Below are 16,228 nucleotides of genomic sequence, written 5' to 3' on the forward strand. Positions count from 1 at the left end.
CGACCCCAATCCTTTTGCGGGTGTTGTTATTCATGCGGTTTCGCGCTTCCCAGGGTCTCGTTACCGACGACCGCTGACGCGAAGAGGGGCGGCACTATACCTAGGAGTGGGTGATCCGTCTGCACGAGGCGATTAAAGGTTTCAGCCAAGGCGTTACGGGCAAGGCGGGTTTGTTGGGCGATCTTGGAGTTTTTATTGGCGTCATTTCACAACCTTGAGGCAAAAAAAAGGGCCTGAAGAACGAGCCTTCAGGCCCTCAAAAGGTGAGAGGTGTCTAGTCCCTCAACCTGGTGAGCGGTGCAACAAACGCTTAGGCCTTCAGAGGCACCAAGCGTGGGGCAATCATGTTTTCGGGGCGCAGGATGTCGTCGAGCATGGCGTCGTCGAGCAAGCCTTCTTCGCGCACCAGTTCCAGCACGCCGCGGCCGCTTTCAAGGGCGATACGGGCGATGCGGGTGGCGTTTTCATAGCCGATGTACGGGTTCAGCGCGGTGACCAGGCCGATGGAGTGTTCCACCAGCTCGCGGCAGCGGGCTTCGTTGGCAGTGATGCCGACGATGCAGTGCTCGCGCAGCATGTCCATGGCGCGTTGCAGCAGGCGGATCGAGTCGAAGATCTTGTAGGCGATCAGCGGCTCCATCACGTTCAGTTGCAGCTGGCCGCCTTCGGCCGCGATGGTCAGCGCCAAATCGTTACCGATGATTTGGAACGCCACCTGGTTCACGGCTTCCGGGATCACCGGATTGACCTTGCCGGGCATGATCGAGCTGCCTGGCTGACGCGCCGGCAGGTTGATTTCGTTGATGCCGGTGCGCGGGCCGCTGGACAGCAGGCGCAGGTCGTTGCAGATCTTCGACAGCTTCACCGCGGTACGCTTGAGCATGCCGGAGAACAGCACGAAAGCGCCCATGTCGGAGGTGGCTTCGATCAGGTCGGCAGCCGGTACCAGCGGCTGGCCGCTGATGGTCGCCAGGCGCTGGACGGCCAGGGCCTGGTAACGCGGGTCGGCGTTGATGCCGGTACCGATGGCGGTGCCGCCCAGGTTCACTTCGGTCAGCAGCTCAGGCGCCAGGGTCTTCAGGCGGGCCAGGTCTTCACCGAGGGTGGTGGCGAAGGCACGGAATTCCTGGCCGAGGGTCATCGGCACTGCGTCTTGCAGCTGGGTACGGCCCATTTTCAGGACGTGGCTGAATTCTTCACCCTTGGCAGCGAACGCCTGGATCAGGCTGTCGAGACTGGCCAACAGCGCGTCGTGGCCCAGCAGCAGACCCAGGCGGATCGCGGTCGGGTAGGCGTCGTTGGTCGACTGCGCCATGTTCACGTCGTTGTTGGGGTGCAGGTATTGGTATTCGCCCTTGCTGTGACCCATGGCCTCCAGCGCGATGTTGGCGATGACTTCGTTGGCATTCATGTTGGTTGAAGTGCCAGCGCCGCCTTGAATCATGTCCACCACGAACTCTTCGTGGAAATCGCCGCGGATCAGACGGGCACAGGCTTCGCTGATGGCAGCGTGCTTGGCTTCGCTGAGTTGGCCCAGCTCGCGGTTGGCGTCAGCAGCTGCCTGCTTGACCATTGCCAGGCCGACCACCAATTTCGGGTAATGCGAAATCGGAACGCCCGAGAGACGGAAGTTGTTCACCGCTCGCAGGGTCTGGATGCCGTAATACGCTTGAGCGGGTACTTCGAGTACGCCAAGCAGGTCTTTTTCTGTGCGGAAAGATGCAGCGGAGGACATGACGGAAATCATCTCGATATGGACCCGGGCTAGGCCGGAACGCTGTGAATGCTAGGCTTGCAGGAGATTTTGGGCCAATGCTGTTAAACACTGGCCTATGCATAAACGGCATAATGTCGGTGTGACCCCGTTACCATGACGGACGTGTGTGCCAAAATGGTGCGTGCCCCGGGAGGATGTGATGAACCTTGAAAGCAAATGGCTGGAAGACTTTAGCGCCCTGGCTGCCACCCGCAGCTTCTCCCAGGCGGCTGAGCGGCGCTTCGTCACCCAGCCGGCGTTCAGTCGGCGCATCCGCAGCCTGGAGGCGGCGCTGGGGCTGACCCTGGTCAATCGCTCGCGCACGCCGGTCGAACTGACGGCGGCGGGGCAGTTGTTCCTGGTCACCGCGCGGACCGTGGTCGAGCAGCTCGGCGAGGTGCTGCGCCACCTGCATCACCTGGAAGGCGGGCAGGGCGAAGTCATGCAAGTGGCGGCGGCGCACTCCCTGGCCCTGGGTTTCTTCCCGCGCTGGATCGCGCAGTTGCGCAACGAAGGGCTGAACATCGCCACGCGGTTGGTCGCCACCAACGTGGGCGACGCCGTGCATGCGCTGCGTGAAGGCGGTTGCGATTTGATGCTGGCGTTCTACGACCCGGATGCGGCGATGCAGATGGACCCGGAGATCTTCCCGTCGCTGCACTTGGGCAACACCGAGATGCTGCCGGTGTGCGCCGCCGATGCCGACGGCAAGCCGTTGTTCGACCTGGAAGGCGAGGGCAGCGTGCCGCTGCTGGCCTACAGCGCCGGAGCTTTCCTGGGGCGCTCGGTAAACCTGCTGCTGCGCCAGCGGGCGCTGCGCTTTACCACGATTTACGAAACGGCCATGGCCGACAGCCTGAAAAGCATGGCCCTTGAGGGCTTGGGCATTGCCTGGGTGCCGCAGTTGAGCGTGCGCGCCGAGCTGGCCCGGGGTGAGCTGGTGGTGTGCGGCGGCCCGCAATGGCATGTGCCGCTGGAGATCCGGTTGTATCGCTGTGCGTTGGTGCGCAAGGCGAACGTGCGGTTGTTGTGGCGCAAGCTGGAAGGCGGCGCGGCGCAGAATACCTGAGCCCACACAGATCAAATGTGGGAGCGGGCTTGCTCGCGAAAGCGTAGTGTCAGTCAACCCATCTGTGGCTGATCCACCGCATTCGCGAGCAAGCCCGCTCCCACATTAGTTTTCTGGTGTGTTCGCTGACCTGGAAGTCAATAAAACCGCCTGTTTGAGGTGTAAGACAGATGGTCATTCCAGGGGCTGTTTATCTGCGTTATTACGGTATACTGCGCGGCCTTCGGCCGGTCCAACCGGCCTTAATTCGTACAACAAGCCACGCTGGATTTCCCGCGTGGCTTGTTGTTTTTTGACGCGCCTGCGGGCGCCCAGAGAGAAGAGGCACGACGATGAGTGCATTGGTTGGCGTGATCATGGGCTCCAAGTCCGATTGGTCCACCCTTAGCCACACCGCCGATATGCTGGAAAAACTCGGCATTCCCTACGAAGTGAAGGTGGTTTCCGCCCACCGCACTCCGGATTTGCTGTTCCAGTATGCCGATGAAGCAGAATCCCGTGGCATCGAGGTAATCATCGCCGGTGCCGGCGGCGCAGCTCACCTGCCAGGCATGTGTGCAGCCAAGACTCACCTGCCAGTGCTGGGCGTACCGGTGCAGTCGTCGATGCTCTCGGGCGTGGATTCGCTGTTGTCCATCGTGCAGATGCCCGCCGGTATTCCGGTGGCTACCCTGGCGATCGGCAAGGCCGGCGCGATCAACGCTGCCTTGTTGTCCGCCAGCATCCTTGGCGCCAAGCACCCGCAGTTCCACGCGGCGCTGAAAAAATTCCGTGCTGAGCAGACAGACAGCGTCCTGGACAATCCAGACCCACGCATTGCCTGAGGTGGTTGATTGATGAAAATCGGTGTAATCGGTGGCGGCCAACTGGGCCGCATGCTGGCCCTGGCGGGTACGCCGCTGGGGATGAACTTCGCTTTCCTGGATCCGGCACCAGATGCCTGTGCAGCTGCCCTGGGTGAACACCTGCGTGCGGACTACAGCGACCCGGATCACCTGCGCCAACTGGCCGATGAAGTCGACCTGGTGACCTTCGAGTTCGAAAGCGTCCCGGCTGAAACCGTGGCCTTCCTGTCGCAGTTCGTGCCGGTATACCCGAGCGCCGAAGCCTTGCGCATCGCTCGTGACCGCTGGTTCGAGAAGAGCATGTTCAAGGACCTGGGCATCCCGACACCGGCTTTCGCCGACATCCAGTCCCAGGCTGACCTGGACGCCGCAGTTGCCTCCATCGGCCTGCCGGCCGTGTTGAAGACCCGCACCCTGGGTTACGACGGCAAGGGCCAGAAAGTCCTGCGCACCGCCGCCGACGTGGTCGGTACCTTCGCCGAACTGGGCAGCGTTGCCTGCCTGCTGGAAGGCTTCGTGCCGTTCACCGGTGAAGTCTCGCTGATTGCCGTGCGTGCCCGCGATGGCGAAACGCGTTTCTACCCGCTGGTGCACAACACCCACGACAGCGGCATCCTCAAGCTGTCCGTGGCCAGCACCGATCACCCGCTGCAAGCCCTGGCCGAAGATTATTCGAGCCGTGTGCTGAAGCAACTGGATTACGTCGGCGTGATGGCGTTCGAGTTCTTTGAAGTCGACGGTGGCCTCAAGGCCAACGAAATCGCCCCGCGCGTGCACAACTCCGGTCACTGGACCACCGAAGGCGCCGAGTGCAGCCAGTTCGAAAACCACCTGCGGGCGGTAGCGGGCTTGCCATTGGGCTCCACGGCAAAAGTCGGCGAGAGCGCCATGCTCAACTTCATCGGCGTGGTGCCGCCGGTTGATCGCGTGATCGCGATTGATGACTGCCATCTGCATCACTACGGCAAGGCGTTTAAGGCCGGGCGCAAGGTCGGCCACGCCAACCTGCGCTGCAAGGATCGCGCGACGCTGCAAGAGCAGATCCTCAAGGTCGAAGCGCTGATCGCCGAGCAATAACCCAAGGCCGGGCGGAACCATTGGTACCCGCCACCCTCTGATTGCAGGAAGCCAAAGTCTGACTAGGCTTTGACTGAATTCACTTCAATCAGAGGGAAATGCCATGGGTATCATTGGGACCATCTTTATCGGTTTGATCGTCGGCCTGCTGGCGCGTTTCCTGAAGCCAGGCGACGACAGCATGGGCTGGATCATGACCATCCTGCTGGGTATCGCCGGTTCGCTGGTTGCGACCTATGGTGGCCAGGCACTGGGTATCTATCAGGCGGGCCAGGGCGCAGGCTTCATTGGTGCGCTGGTGGGTGCCGTGGTGCTGCTGGTGATCTACGGTCTGCTGAAAAAGAAGTAATTTAGCGACCAGGCCCTCTGCGCTGCGCAGGCGCAGAGGGCTAGAATGCCGGCACTGTAATCCTTGCCGAGCCTCTCCATGCGCCGTCTTCTGTTATCCCTTCTTCTATGCACCGGGTTGGCCCACGCTGGCGAACTGCCGGAAACCGACTGGCTGGAACTGATGCCCAAGTCGGACCAGAAAGCCCTCGAAGAAATGCCGGAAATCGACCACAACTCCCCGGAAGCCCAAGGCACGTTCACCGCAAAGGGTGGCCTGAAGCAGAGCAAGGGTTTGCCGGCGGTTATGTATTCCACCAAGACGGTGGCTGCCATGAACGGCAAGAATATTCGCATTGGCGGCTATCCCGTGCCGCTGGAAACCGACGCCAAGGGCCGCAGCACGCTGTTCTTCCTGGTGCCTTATCCGGGCGCCTGCATCCACGTGCCGCCACCGCCGCCCAACCAGTTGGTGCTGGTGCGTTATCCCAAGGGCTTGAAGCTGGATGACATCTACACGCCGCTGTGGGTGACGGGCACGCTGAAGGTGGAGAAGGTCAACAATGACCTGGCCGATGCGGCGTATGCGTTGGATGCGGGGAAGGTGCGGGCGGTCAAGGAATCGGATCTCTGATCTGATGCAGAACCTAATGTGGGAGCGGGCTTGCTCGCGAATGCGGTGTGTCAGTCAGCACATGCACTAACTGGAACACCGCATTAGCGAGCAAGCCCGCTCCCACATTTTTGATTGGGGTTACAGGGCGATACCGCTGATGCTCACGCCCAGGGTATGGCTTTCACCCGGCGCCAGCGTCACCACATCGTCCAGCACATTCGCGGTCTCGATGCACAACATGCCCTGCCAGCCGTCGTCGGCCATGTCGCTGAAAGCCTTGGCACGTTCAGTCCACGGGTTCCAGATCACCGTCGAGCGCGAGCCTGTGCTGGTGAGCTGAACGCGGCGCTGCCAGTCTTTATCGACAATGTTCAGCTGAGCCGGGGTGTCGAGGTAGATGCGGTCGGTCTCGGCGGTGAAGTGCAGCAGCCCGGATTGCTGCTTTGGGGTCCAGCCGTCGGCCGTATCGATATAGTCCCGCCCGTCCAGGCCGTCGACCTGCACGTTGCGTACATCGCTGACCGCAAAATAGCTGTGCAGCGCCTGGCTGAGGCTGACGGTCTCGGCGCCGTGGTTGTGGCTGGTCAGGCGGATGTGCAGTTGATCATCCAGCAGGATGCTCATCTTCAGGTCGACCTGATGCGGCCAACCCGGGAAGCCACCTTCAGGCACCGGCAGTTCCAGCTCAACCCTCAGCGCTGTGCCTTCAGCCTCAACGCCAGCCAACGTCCAGTCAGCGGTCCGCACGAAACCATGGGCACCGGCCGGCTCGGCGCCCTGGTACATGGCCTTGACGCTCTGCGGGTTGCGGTCGAACACACCAAACCACGGCCAGCACACCGGCACGCCGGTACGAATGCCTTTGCCTTTCTTGAACAGCACCTGATCGTTGGGCCAGATCAGCGGCTTCTCGCCGGTGCGCTGGTAACTCACGATGTGCGCGCCTTGCTGGGCCACCACCAATTCGGCGCCGTTGTGGCGGATGCGCCAAGCGTTCAGCTCATCCAGTTTTACGGTTTCAACGTTGGGCGTAGACATAGGCGCGCGCTCTCAATGGCAGACAATGGGGCAATGGACCGTCAAAACGTCGCGATGTTTAACGCGCCCGCGACGGAACCGAGCGGGTGCGGCCGCTGCCATCGATGGCAACGAACACAAACACCGCCTCGGTGACCTTGCGCCATTCGCTGGACAGCGGGTCGTCGCTCCACACTTCGACCATCATCTGGATCGAGCTGCGGCCGATTTCCAGGGCCTGGGTATAGAAGGACAACTGCGCGCCGACGGCCACGGGCACCAGGAATGCCATACGATCAATCGCCACGGTGGCTACGCGGCCACCGGCAACCTTGCTCGCCATGGCGGTGCCGGCCAGGTCCATCTGCGCGACCAGCCAGCCGCCGAAGATGTCGCCGAAACCGTTGGTCTCACGCGGGAGTGCGGTGATTTGCAGGGCGAGATCGCCTTGCGGGATAGGATCTTCTTGTTCGAGTTCGATCATGCCGGTGCCTCTGACCCGTGACGCTTTATGGGTATTTCAAGTGGATAGCCGTCTTCTGGAAAAACGTTTCAGCACCAACATACACCGCTCGATGCGTTTCTCGTAAGGCGTACTAAAGGGAAACTCTGCCAAATCGGCTGGTGTATAACCAACGGCGTTTTGGCACAGCAGCCCCTCAAGGATGCGGGTCTGGCGCTTGCAAGGGCCGAGTATATCGAGCCGTCGGCGCCGCGACGACCTCCCGACGCTCATTTGGTCGGTAAATAGACGCTGTATCGCGGCTTTTTCCGGCAACTGTGCTCCTGCTCATATTAATTGCACGTCTGCTACGGAAATATTTCGCGGATCTGAACTGTTAACGGCTCAACGCTGTGCTTTTTCAAGCGATTTGCTATCTTGCCAAGCCTGCCGCAAGTCCCGGGCTTGCCGTCCTGACTACTATAAGAGAAGCCTTGCCATGTCCTCCGTGCCCGCAAGCAGTGCGCAACCGTCGCGCCCGCTGACCCGCAACGACTACAAAACCCTGTCGCTGTCTGCCTTGGGCGGGGCGCTGGAGTTCTACGACTTCATCATCTTCGTATTTTTTGCGACGGTAGTCGGGAAGCTGTTCTTCCCGGCGGACATGCCCGAATGGCTGCGCATGATGCAGACCTTCGGCATCTTCGCCGCCGGCTACCTGGCGCGGCCGCTGGGCGGGATCATCATGGCGCACTTCGGCGACCTGCTGGGGCGCAAGAAGATGTTCACCCTGAGCATCTTCATGATGGCCGTGCCGACCCTGATCATGGGCCTGCTGCCGACCTACGCGCAGATCGGCCTGTGGGCGCCGATCCTGTTGCTGCTGATGCGCGTGATCCAGGGCGCGGCGATTGGCGGTGAAGTGCCGGGCGCGTGGGTGTTCGTATCCGAGCACGTGCCGCCCCGTCACATCGGTTATGCCTGCGGCACCCTGACCAGCGGCCTGACGGCCGGCATCCTGTTGGGTTCGCTGGTGGCCACCGCCATCAACACGCTCTACAGCCCGGAACAGGTGTCGGATTACGCCTGGCGCATTCCGTTCCTGCTGGGGGGTGTGTTCGGCCTGTTGTCGGTGTACCTGCGTCGCTGGTTGCACGAAACCCCGATCTTCGCCGAGATGCAGCAGCGCAAGACCCTGGCGGCCGAGCTGCCGTTGCGCGCGGTGTTGCGTGACCATCGTGGCGCCATCGTACTGTCGATGCTGTTGACCTGGCTGCTGTCGGCCGGTGTGGTCGTGGTTATCCTGATGACGCCGACCGTGCTGCAAACGATCTACCACTTCAGCCCAACGGTGGCGCTGCAGGCCAATAGCCTGGCCATCGTCACCCTGAGCCTGGGGTGTATCGCTTCCGGCGCCCTGGCCGACCGTTTTGGTGCCGGGCGCGTGCTGATCATCGGTTGTGCCTTGTTGCTGGCAACGTCCTGGACGCTCTATCACAGCCTGATGGCTCACCCGGACTGGCTGTTCCCGCTGTACGCCTTGACCGGCCTGTTTGTAGGCACCATTGGCGTGGTGCCCTATGTCATGGTGAAAGCGTTCCCGCCGGTGGTGCGTTTCAGCGGTTTGTCGTTCTCCTACAACGTCGCCTATGCCGTATTCGGTGGCCTGACGCCGTTAGCGGTGTCGCTGCTGATGAAGGAAAGCCCGATGGGCCCTGCTTACTACGTGGCGGCCCTGTGTGTGATGGGGATGGCGGTGGGTGGGTACCTGTGGAAGCGCGGGCGCTGACACGTTTTTGAAAACTGCCGGACAACCTTGTGGCGAGGGAGCTTGCTCCCGTTGAACTGCGCAGCCGTTCCATTCTGGGGACCGCTACGCGACCCAACGGGAGCAAGCTCCCTCGCCACAGATTTTGCCTTACAACGATTACAGATTGTTTCCACGAAATCGCTCCAACCTCCTCGCAAGCCCCGGATTTATTGGCGTTTCTCCTTCCTGTCAGCTTTTTCATAAATGCTGGCCTTTCATCTAATTGTCATATTCCAGACATAGAGTGTTCACACGGCCTACCGATACTTGGCCCCGATCCAACTATCCCTATCTGCTAGGAGCAAGGCATGAAACTGAAACGTTTGATGGCGGCAATGACTTTTGTCGCTGCTGGCGTTGCGACCGCTAACGCGGTAGCCGCTGGTGTTGACCCGGCGATTCCGGCTTACGTGAAGACCACTGGTGTGTCGGGCAACCTGTCCAGCGTTGGTTCCGATACCCTGGCAAACCTGATGACCCTGTGGGCTGAGGGTTACAAAAAGGAATACCCGAACGTCAACATCCAGATTCAGGCCGCCGGCTCCGCCACTGCACCTCCTGCGCTGACTGAAGGCACCTCCAACCTGGGCCCGATGAGCCGCAAGATGAAGGACACCGAACTGGCTGCCTTCGAGCAGAAGTACGGCTACAAGCCAACCGCGATCCCGGTTGCCGTGGATGCCCTGGCCGTGTTCGTGCACAAGGACAACCCGATCCAGCACCTGACCATGGAACAAGTCGACGCGATCTTCTCCTCGACTCGTCTGTGCGGCGCCAAGGCTGACGTCAAGACCTGGGGCGACCTGGGCGTGACCGGCGACCTGGCCAACAAGCCAGTGCAACTGTTCGGTCGCAACTCGGTATCCGGCACCTACGGCTACTTCAAGGAAGAAGCCCTGTGCAAAGGCGACTACAAGCCTAACGTGAACGAACAACCTGGTTCGGCGTCGGTTGTGCAGTCCATCAGCTCCTCGCTGAACGGCATCGGTTACTCGGGCATCGGTTACAAAACCGCCAGCGTGAAAACCGTGGCCCTGGCCAAGAAAGGCAGCACTGACTTCATCGAAGACACCGAAGAAAACGCCCTGAACGGCAAATACCCGCTGTCGCGCTTCCTCTACGTCTACGTCAACAAAGCCCCGAACAAGCCTCTGGCCCCGCTGGAAGCCGAGTTCGTGAAGCTGGTTCTGTCCAAACAGGGCCAGGAAGTGGTAGTGAAAGACGGCTACATCCCGCTGCCAGCCAAAGTTGCCGCCAAGGCACTGGCTGACCTGGGCCTGAAAGAAGGTGGCAAATAAGCCGCCTGTAAACCTGCCTTGAACCGCGGTTTACCCACGGTTCAAGGCCCGGGCGGGGTCTGTAAGACCTGGACCTCGCCTCCCATTTTTTAATCCGCTGCCAGCCCTGCTACGCGGCGGATTTCTTGCGTCACTGCATTGTCATCTTTCTGTCATACAGGATCGCTAGGGTGTGCGCATGAATGATCTGGCCAATTCCACCATGACGACGACTTCTCCCCCCAAGCGCATTGATTTCAATACGCCTGAGCTGCAACGCAAGCGCCGCATCCGCGCGCTCAAGGATCGCCTGACCCGTTGGTACGTGCTGGTGGGCGGCCTTGCCGTCCTGGGCGCTATCACCTTGATCTTCTTCTTCCTCGCCTACGTGGTCGCGCCGCTGTTCCACGGCGCCAACCTGACCAAGGAAGAGGCCCTGGCGCCTGCCTGGCTGCAGGACGCCGGCAAGCCGCTGATGATCTCCATGGAAGAACAGAACCAGGTCGCCATGCGGGTTTCCGACAAGGGCCAGGCGCTGTTCTTCAACGTTGACACGGGTGCCGAACTCAAGCGCGTTGACCTGCCGTTGCCGGCGGGCGTGACAGTCGCCTCCATTGGTGAAGACCAGCCCGGCAGCCCGCTGGTGATCCTCGGCCTGTCCAACGGCCAGTCCCTGGTGTTCCGTCACACCTATAAAGTGTCGTACCCGGACGGCAAGAAGACCATCTCGCCCGCCGTCGAATACCCTTACGGCGAAACACCGATCGTCCTCGACGAACAAGGCCGCTCCCTTGAGCATGTCGCCTTGAACGCGACCGACTCGACGCTGGTGGTGGCCGGTTCCAGTGGTGCCCATCTGAACGTGCTGTCCATCAGCCGTGAAGAAAACATGATGACCGAGGAAGTCACCACCGAGCAGAAGCGCATCGAACTGCCGCAAATGACCGAGCCGGTCAAAGCCATCTTCGTTGATCCGCGCCAGCAGTGGCTGTACGTGATCAACGGTCGCGCCCAGGCCGACGTTTTCAGCCTGCGGGACAACAGCCTCAACGGTCGCTACAAATTATTGGAAGACGGCGTGGCGCAAGTCACGGCCAGCACCCAGCTGGTGGGCGGCATCTCGCTGATCATCGGTAACTCCAGCGGTGGCCTGGCACAGTGGTTCATGGCCCGCGACCCGGACGGCGAACAACGCCTGAAGCAGATCCGTACCTTCCAGATGGGCACCGCGCCTATCGTTGAAATCACTGCTGAAGAACGTCGCAAAGGCTTCACCGCCCTCGACGCTTCCGGCAAGTTCGGTGTGTTCCACAGCACTGCCCACCGTACGTTGCTGGTGGACCAGGTGGTCGACGGCAACGGTATCTTCGGCATGTCGCCACGGGCCAACCGGGTGATCGTCGAGGCCGGCGGCAAGCTGCAACCGCTGCTGCTGGACAACCCGCACCCTGAAGTCTCCTGGAGCGCGCTGTGGAGCAAGGTCTGGTACGAAAACTACGACGAGCCTAAATACGTCTGGCAATCGACCGCCGCCAACACCGACTTCGAACCCAAGATGAGCCTGGCGCCCCTGACCTTCGGTACCCTGAAGGCCGCGTTCTACGCCATGCTGCTGGCCGCACCACTGGCCGTTGCCGCTGCGATCTACACCGCTTACTTCATGGCCCCGAGCCTGCGCCGCAAGGTCAAGCCGGTGATCGAATTGATGGAAGCGATGCCGACGGTGATCCTCGGCTTCTTCGCCGGCCTGTTCCTGGCGCCGTATGTCGAAGGGCATTTGCCGGGGATTTTCAGCCTGCTGATGCTGCTGCCGATCGGCATCCTGGTGGCCGGCTTCGTCTTCAGCCGCCTGCCTGAGTCGATCCGCCTGCGGGTCCCGGATGGCTGGGAAAGCGCGATCCTGATCCCGGTGATCCTGTTTGTGGGCTGGCTCTCGTTGTACATGAGCCCGTACCTGGAAACCTGGTTCTTCGGCGGCGACATGCGCATGTGGATCTCCCACGACCTGGGCATCACCTACGACCAGCGCAACGCCCTGGTAGTCGGCCTGGCCATGGGTTTCGCGGTGATCCCGAACATCTACTCCATCGCCGAAGACGCCGTGTTCAGCGTGCCGCGCGGCCTGACCCTGGGCTCCCTGGCCCTGGGCGCCACGCCATGGCAGACCATGACCCGCGTCGTGATCCTGACCGCCAGCCCGGGCATCTTCTCGGCGCTGATGATCGGCATGGGCCGCGCGGTCGGTGAAACCATGATCGTGCTGATGGCCACCGGCAACACGCCGGTGATGGAGATGAACCTGTTTGAAGGCCTGCGCACCCTGGCAGCCAACGTCGCGGTGGAAATGCCCGAATCGGAAGTCGGCGGCAGCCACTACCGCGTGCTGTTCCTCTCGGCGCTGGTGCTGCTGCTGTTCACCTTCATCATGAACACCCTCGCCGAGCTGATTCGTCAGCGTCTGCGCAAGAAATACTCGTCGCTTTAAGAAAGGTAGAAGTCTGTGAAACAGAACTCCCTGAATGGATGGTTCAAGAGCGGCGCCCCGGGCGTCTGGATCAGCGGTGGCGCGGTGTCCATTGCGGTCATCATGACCATTGGTTTGCTGGCCGTGATTGCCGTGCGTGGCCTGGGCCACTTCTGGCCGGCCGACCTGATCCAGGCCAACTACAACGTGCCGGGCCAGGAAAATCACATCGTCGTCGGCGAAGTGGTGCAGAAAGAAGAAGTGCCCCGCGAGCGCCTGAAAAGCGCTGGCTTGCCGGTGCCGGACCAAGGCCCGGAGTTCATGACCCGCGAGCTGATCAAGGTCGGCAACCGTGACTTGAACGGCAATGACTTCACCTGGATCGTCGGCGAGTGGCTGACCAACCAGACCAAGCCGGTCGAGTTGATGGCCATCGAGCGTCGTGAGTGGGGCAACTTCTACGGCACCCTGGTCAACGTCAAGCAGGACGGCAAGGTGATCGCCGAAGGCGAGGCGGCCTGGCCGGAACTGCAAGCCCGCGTAGACCGCGTCAACAAGCTCGCGGCCCAGCTCAAGACCCTCGAGAAGTCCGACATCGGCGCCATCAACGCCGGCCTCGAACGCATCCGCCTGCACGGTCGCAAACTGGAGCTGGAAGGCAAGCTGGACGCCACCGCCCAGGCCGACATGGACAGCGGCCGCGCCGAACTGAACAACCGCTACAAGGATATCGAAGCCCGCCTGGCCGACCTGCACACCCAGTTCAACCGCGACAGCCTGACCGCCCGCGATGCCAACGGCAAAGAAATCGAAATCGGCATTGGCAAGGTGGTGCACGCTTACCAGCCGAACGCCATGGGCTACATGACCAAGGTTGGTTTCTACTTCAGCAAGGTCTGGGAATTCCTCAGCGACGATCCACGGGAAGCCAACACCGAAGGCGGGATTTTCCCGGCGATCTTCGGCACCGTGATGATGACCCTGATCATGGCGATGATCGTGACCCCGTTCGGCGTGCTGGCGGCGGTGTACCTGCGTGAATACGCCAAGCAGAACACCCTGACGCGGATCATCCGCATCGCGGTGAACAACCTGGCCGGTGTACCCGCCATCGTTTACGGCGTGTTCGGCCTTGGCTTCTTTGTGTACGTACTGGGCGGCTCGGTTGACCGGCTGTTCTTCGCCGAGGCCTTGCCGGCACCGACCTTCGGTACGCCTGGCCTGCTCTGGGCATCCCTGACCCTGGCGCTGCTGGCGGTACCGGTGGTGATCGTGGCCACTGAAGAAGGCCTGGCGCGGATTCCTCGCACCGTACGTGAAGGTTCTTTGGCACTGGGCGCGACCAAGGCGGAAACGCTGTGGAAGATCGTGCTGCCGATGGCCAGCCCGGCGATGATGACCGGCATGATCCTCGCCGTGGCCCGCGCCGCGGGTGAAGTGGCGCCGCTGATGCTGGTGGGTGTGGTGAAACTGGCGCCGTCGCTGCCGGTGGACGGCAACTACCCGTACCTGCACCTGGACCAGAAGATCATGCACCTGGGCTTCCATATCTATGACGTCGGCTTCCAGAGCCCCAACGTCGAAGCCGCGCGGCCGCTGGTGTACGCCACCGCCTTGCTGCTGGTGCTGGTGATCGCCACGCTCAACTTGTCGGCGGTGTGGATTCGTAACCACCTGCGCGAGAAGTACAAGGCGTTGGACAGTTAATTGAAGTGAACGCGGACTAAATGTGGGAGCGGGCTTGCTCGCGAATGCGGTGTATCAGTCATACATGGGTCAACTGACCTGACGCCTTCGCGAGCAAGCCCGCTCCCACAAAACGAATTGGTAGCACAGGGAGCATCCCATGCAACATGAAACCCATTCCCACGGCATCAACATGTCAGCCCTGGGTCGCGACAAGCAGAGCCTGAGCCTGGCCCAGGAAACCGTGGCCATCGAAGTCCCGGGCCTGAGCCTGTACTACGGCGACAAGCAGGCGCTGTACGACGTCAGCATGAACATTCCGAAGCAGCGCGTGACCGCCTTCATCGGCCCGTCCGGTTGCGGCAAGTCGACCCTGCTGCGCACCTTCAACCGGATGAACGATCTGGTGGACGGCTGCCGCGTCGAGGGCGCGATCAACCTGTACGGCACCAACATCTACCGCAAGGGCGAAGACGTAGCCGAGCTGCGGCGCCGGGTGGGCATGGTGTTCCAGAAGCCCAACCCGTTTCCCAAGACCATCTACGAAAACGTGGTCTACGGCCTGCGCATCCAGGGCATCAACAAAAAGCGCGTCCTCGACGAAGCCGTTGAGTGGGCACTGAAAGGCGCGGCGCTGTGGGACGAGGTCAAGGATCGCCTGCACGAGTCGGCCCTCGGTTTGTCCGGCGGCCAGCAGCAACGTCTGGTGATCGCCCGCACCATCGCCGTGGAGCCGGAAGTGCTGCTGCTCGACGAACCGTGCTCGGCACTCGACCCCATCTCCACGTTGAAAGTCGAAGAGCTGATCTACGAACTCAAATCCAAGTTCACCATCGTCATCGTGACCCACAACATGCAACAGGCGGCGCGGGTTTCCGACTACACCGCGTTCATGTACATGGGCAAGCTGGTGGAATTTGGCGACACCGATACCCTGTTCACCAACCCGGCGAAGAAGCAGACCGAAGACTACATCACCGGTCGCTACGGCTAGCAGGTGGCTGGTTGCTCACTGAACTGATGCTGCGGTCGACCGCACCTTACTGGACGTTCCAAGGACGCCAACATGATTAGCAAAGAAGGCCTTACCCATCACATCTCCGCGCAGTTCAACGCCGAGCTTGAGGAGGTGCGCAGCCACCTCCTGGCCATGGGCGGGCTGGTGGAGAAGCAAGTCAACGACGCCGTCACCGCGCTGATCGAGGCCGACTCGGGCCTGGCCCAGCAAGTGCGTGAGATCGATGACCAGATCAACCAGATGGAACGCAACATCGACGAAGAATGCCTGCGCATCCTGGCCCGTCGTCAGCCGGCGGCGTCCGACCTGCGTTTGATCATCAGCATCTCCAAGTCGGTGATCGACCTGGAGCGCATCGGTGACGAAGCCACCAAGATCGCCCGCCGCGCCATCCAGTTGTGTGAGGAAGGCGAAGCGCCGCGTGGTTATGTCGAAGTGCGCCACATCGGTGACCAGGTGCGCAACATGGTTCGCGACGCCCTCGACGCGTTTGCCCGTTTCGACGCCGAGCTGGCGTTGTCGGTGGCCCAATACGACAAGACCATCGACCGCGAATACAAGACGGCGCTGCGCGAACTGGCGACCTACATGATGGAAGACCCGCGCTCTATCTCGCGGGTACTGAGCATCATCTGGGTACTGCGTTCGCTGGAACGCATCGGCGACCACGCACGCAACATCTCGGAACTGGTGATTTACCTGGTGCGGGGTACCGACGTGCGGCACATGGGCCTCAAGCGGATGAAAGCAGAAGTTGAAGGTACGACCGATCAAATCCCTAATGTTCCGGGCGTTCCTGACGATAAGTAAGATTGCCCGAGAAA

Annotated in this window: 14 protein-coding genes; 11 read left to right on the top strand and 3 right to left on the bottom strand. The window is 61.3% G+C overall.

Annotated elements, in window-relative coordinates; translation table 11 throughout:
• Positions 1–310: 310 nt before the first annotated feature.
• A complete protein-coding gene (gene aspA / locus HX814_RS07595) occupies positions 311–1,735 on the bottom strand; it encodes an aspartate ammonia-lyase (RefSeq protein ID WP_003213415.1) in 1,425 nt (474 codons plus the stop codon).
• A gap of 181 nt (positions 1,736–1,916) precedes the next feature.
• On the opposite strand from aspA, the gene HX814_RS07600 reads away from it, so the two are divergent.
• The 5 genes from HX814_RS07600 (at position 1,917) to HX814_RS07620 (ending at position 5,708) form a co-directional block, all read left to right on the top strand.
• Positions 1,917–2,825, top strand: coding sequence for a LysR substrate-binding domain-containing protein (locus HX814_RS07600; RefSeq protein ID WP_003213413.1), 909 nt, complete (start codon positions 1,917–1,919; stop codon positions 2,823–2,825).
• Between the two features lie 332 nt (positions 2,826–3,157).
• Positions 3,158–3,649, top strand: a complete 492-nt coding sequence (gene purE / locus HX814_RS07605; protein ID WP_003213411.1) for a 5-(carboxyamino)imidazole ribonucleotide mutase — start codon at positions 3,158–3,160, stop codon at positions 3,647–3,649.
• 12 nt (positions 3,650–3,661) lie between these two features.
• On the top strand, positions 3,662–4,747 hold the full coding sequence (locus tag HX814_RS07610; protein WP_008439478.1) for a 5-(carboxyamino)imidazole ribonucleotide synthase: 1,086 nt from the start codon (positions 3,662–3,664) through the stop codon (positions 4,745–4,747).
• 103 nt (positions 4,748–4,850) lie between these two features.
• On the top strand, positions 4,851–5,096 hold the full coding sequence (locus HX814_RS07615; protein ID WP_003213408.1) for a GlsB/YeaQ/YmgE family stress response membrane protein: 246 nt from the start codon (positions 4,851–4,853) through the stop codon (positions 5,094–5,096).
• A 78-nt stretch (positions 5,097–5,174) separates the two neighbouring features.
• Entirely contained in the window at positions 5,175–5,708 is a 534-nt protein-coding gene (locus tag HX814_RS07620) for a DUF3299 domain-containing protein (protein ID WP_023659290.1), read from the top strand.
• Positions 5,709–5,828: 120 nt separating this feature from the next.
• Here the strand turns inward: HX814_RS07620 and HX814_RS07625 are convergent, their stop codons facing one another.
• Both HX814_RS07625 and HX814_RS07630 read right to left on the bottom strand, forming a co-directional pair.
• A complete protein-coding gene (locus HX814_RS07625; protein ID WP_177009044.1) occupies positions 5,829–6,728 on the bottom strand; it encodes a D-hexose-6-phosphate mutarotase in 900 nt (299 codons plus the stop codon).
• 58 nt (positions 6,729–6,786) lie between these two features.
• A complete protein-coding gene (locus HX814_RS07630; RefSeq protein WP_003176975.1) occupies positions 6,787–7,191 on the bottom strand; it encodes an acyl-CoA thioesterase in 405 nt (134 codons plus the stop codon).
• Positions 7,192–7,648: 457 nt separating this feature from the next.
• On the opposite strand from HX814_RS07630, the gene HX814_RS07635 reads away from it, so the two are divergent.
• The 6 genes from HX814_RS07635 (at position 7,649) to phoU (ending at position 16,214) form a co-directional block, all read left to right on the top strand.
• A complete protein-coding gene (locus HX814_RS07635) occupies positions 7,649–8,938 on the top strand; it encodes an MFS transporter (RefSeq protein WP_003213403.1) in 1,290 nt (429 codons plus the stop codon).
• Between the two features lie 329 nt (positions 8,939–9,267).
• Positions 9,268–10,257 (top strand): phosphate ABC transporter substrate-binding protein PstS, encoded by a 990-nt coding sequence (locus HX814_RS07640; protein WP_076013198.1) that lies wholly within the window; start codon positions 9,268–9,270, stop codon positions 10,255–10,257.
• Between the two features lie 430 nt (positions 10,258–10,687).
• Positions 10,688–12,721 (top strand): ABC transporter permease subunit, encoded by a 2,034-nt coding sequence (locus HX814_RS07645; protein ID WP_174717804.1) that lies wholly within the window; start codon positions 10,688–10,690, stop codon positions 12,719–12,721.
• 15 nt (positions 12,722–12,736) lie between these two features.
• A complete protein-coding gene (gene pstA, locus HX814_RS07650) occupies positions 12,737–14,407 on the top strand; it encodes a phosphate ABC transporter permease PstA (RefSeq protein ID WP_008439475.1) in 1,671 nt (556 codons plus the stop codon).
• A 139-nt stretch (positions 14,408–14,546) separates the two neighbouring features.
• The gene (gene pstB, locus HX814_RS07655; protein WP_003213395.1) at positions 14,547–15,380 is read left to right on the top strand and encodes a phosphate ABC transporter ATP-binding protein PstB; all 834 of its coding nucleotides are present in this window, start codon (positions 14,547–14,549) and stop codon (positions 15,378–15,380) included.
• 72 nt (positions 15,381–15,452) lie between these two features.
• Positions 15,453–16,214, top strand: a complete 762-nt coding sequence (gene phoU / locus HX814_RS07660; RefSeq protein ID WP_003213392.1) for a phosphate signaling complex protein PhoU — start codon at positions 15,453–15,455, stop codon at positions 16,212–16,214.
• The last annotated feature ends 14 nt before the right edge of the window (positions 16,215–16,228 follow it).

It is taken from the genome of Pseudomonas sp. C8002 (assembly GCF_013385765.1).
GTDB lineage: Bacteria > Pseudomonadota > Gammaproteobacteria > Pseudomonadales > Pseudomonadaceae > Aquipseudomonas.

Bases quoted from the DNA above. Each gene is read 5' to 3' on its own strand.
- phoU (WP_003213392.1), top strand. From the start codon at position 15,453: ATGATTAGCAAAGAAGGCCTTACCCATCACATCTCCGCGCAGTTCAAC.
- HX814_RS07625 (WP_177009044.1), bottom strand. From the start codon at position 6,728: ATGTCTACGCCCAACGTTGAAACCGTAAAACTGGATGAGCTGAACGCT.
- HX814_RS07600 (WP_003213413.1), top strand. From the start codon at position 1,917: ATGAACCTTGAAAGCAAATGGCTGGAAGACTTTAGCGCCCTGGCTGCC.
- HX814_RS07620 (WP_023659290.1), top strand. From the start codon at position 5,175: ATGCGCCGTCTTCTGTTATCCCTTCTTCTATGCACCGGGTTGGCCCAC.
- HX814_RS07615 (WP_003213408.1), top strand. From the start codon at position 4,851: ATGGGTATCATTGGGACCATCTTTATCGGTTTGATCGTCGGCCTGCTG.
- HX814_RS07610 (WP_008439478.1), top strand. From the start codon at position 3,662: ATGAAAATCGGTGTAATCGGTGGCGGCCAACTGGGCCGCATGCTGGCC.
- aspA (WP_003213415.1), bottom strand. From the start codon at position 1,735: ATGTCCTCCGCTGCATCTTTCCGCACAGAAAAAGACCTGCTTGGCGTA.
- HX814_RS07635 (WP_003213403.1), top strand. From the start codon at position 7,649: ATGTCCTCCGTGCCCGCAAGCAGTGCGCAACCGTCGCGCCCGCTGACC.
- purE (WP_003213411.1), top strand. From the start codon at position 3,158: ATGAGTGCATTGGTTGGCGTGATCATGGGCTCCAAGTCCGATTGGTCC.
- HX814_RS07630 (WP_003176975.1), bottom strand. From the start codon at position 7,191: ATGATCGAACTCGAACAAGAAGATCCTATCCCGCAAGGCGATCTCGCC.
- pstB (WP_003213395.1), top strand. From the start codon at position 14,547: ATGCAACATGAAACCCATTCCCACGGCATCAACATGTCAGCCCTGGGT.
- HX814_RS07640 (WP_076013198.1), top strand. From the start codon at position 9,268: ATGAAACTGAAACGTTTGATGGCGGCAATGACTTTTGTCGCTGCTGGC.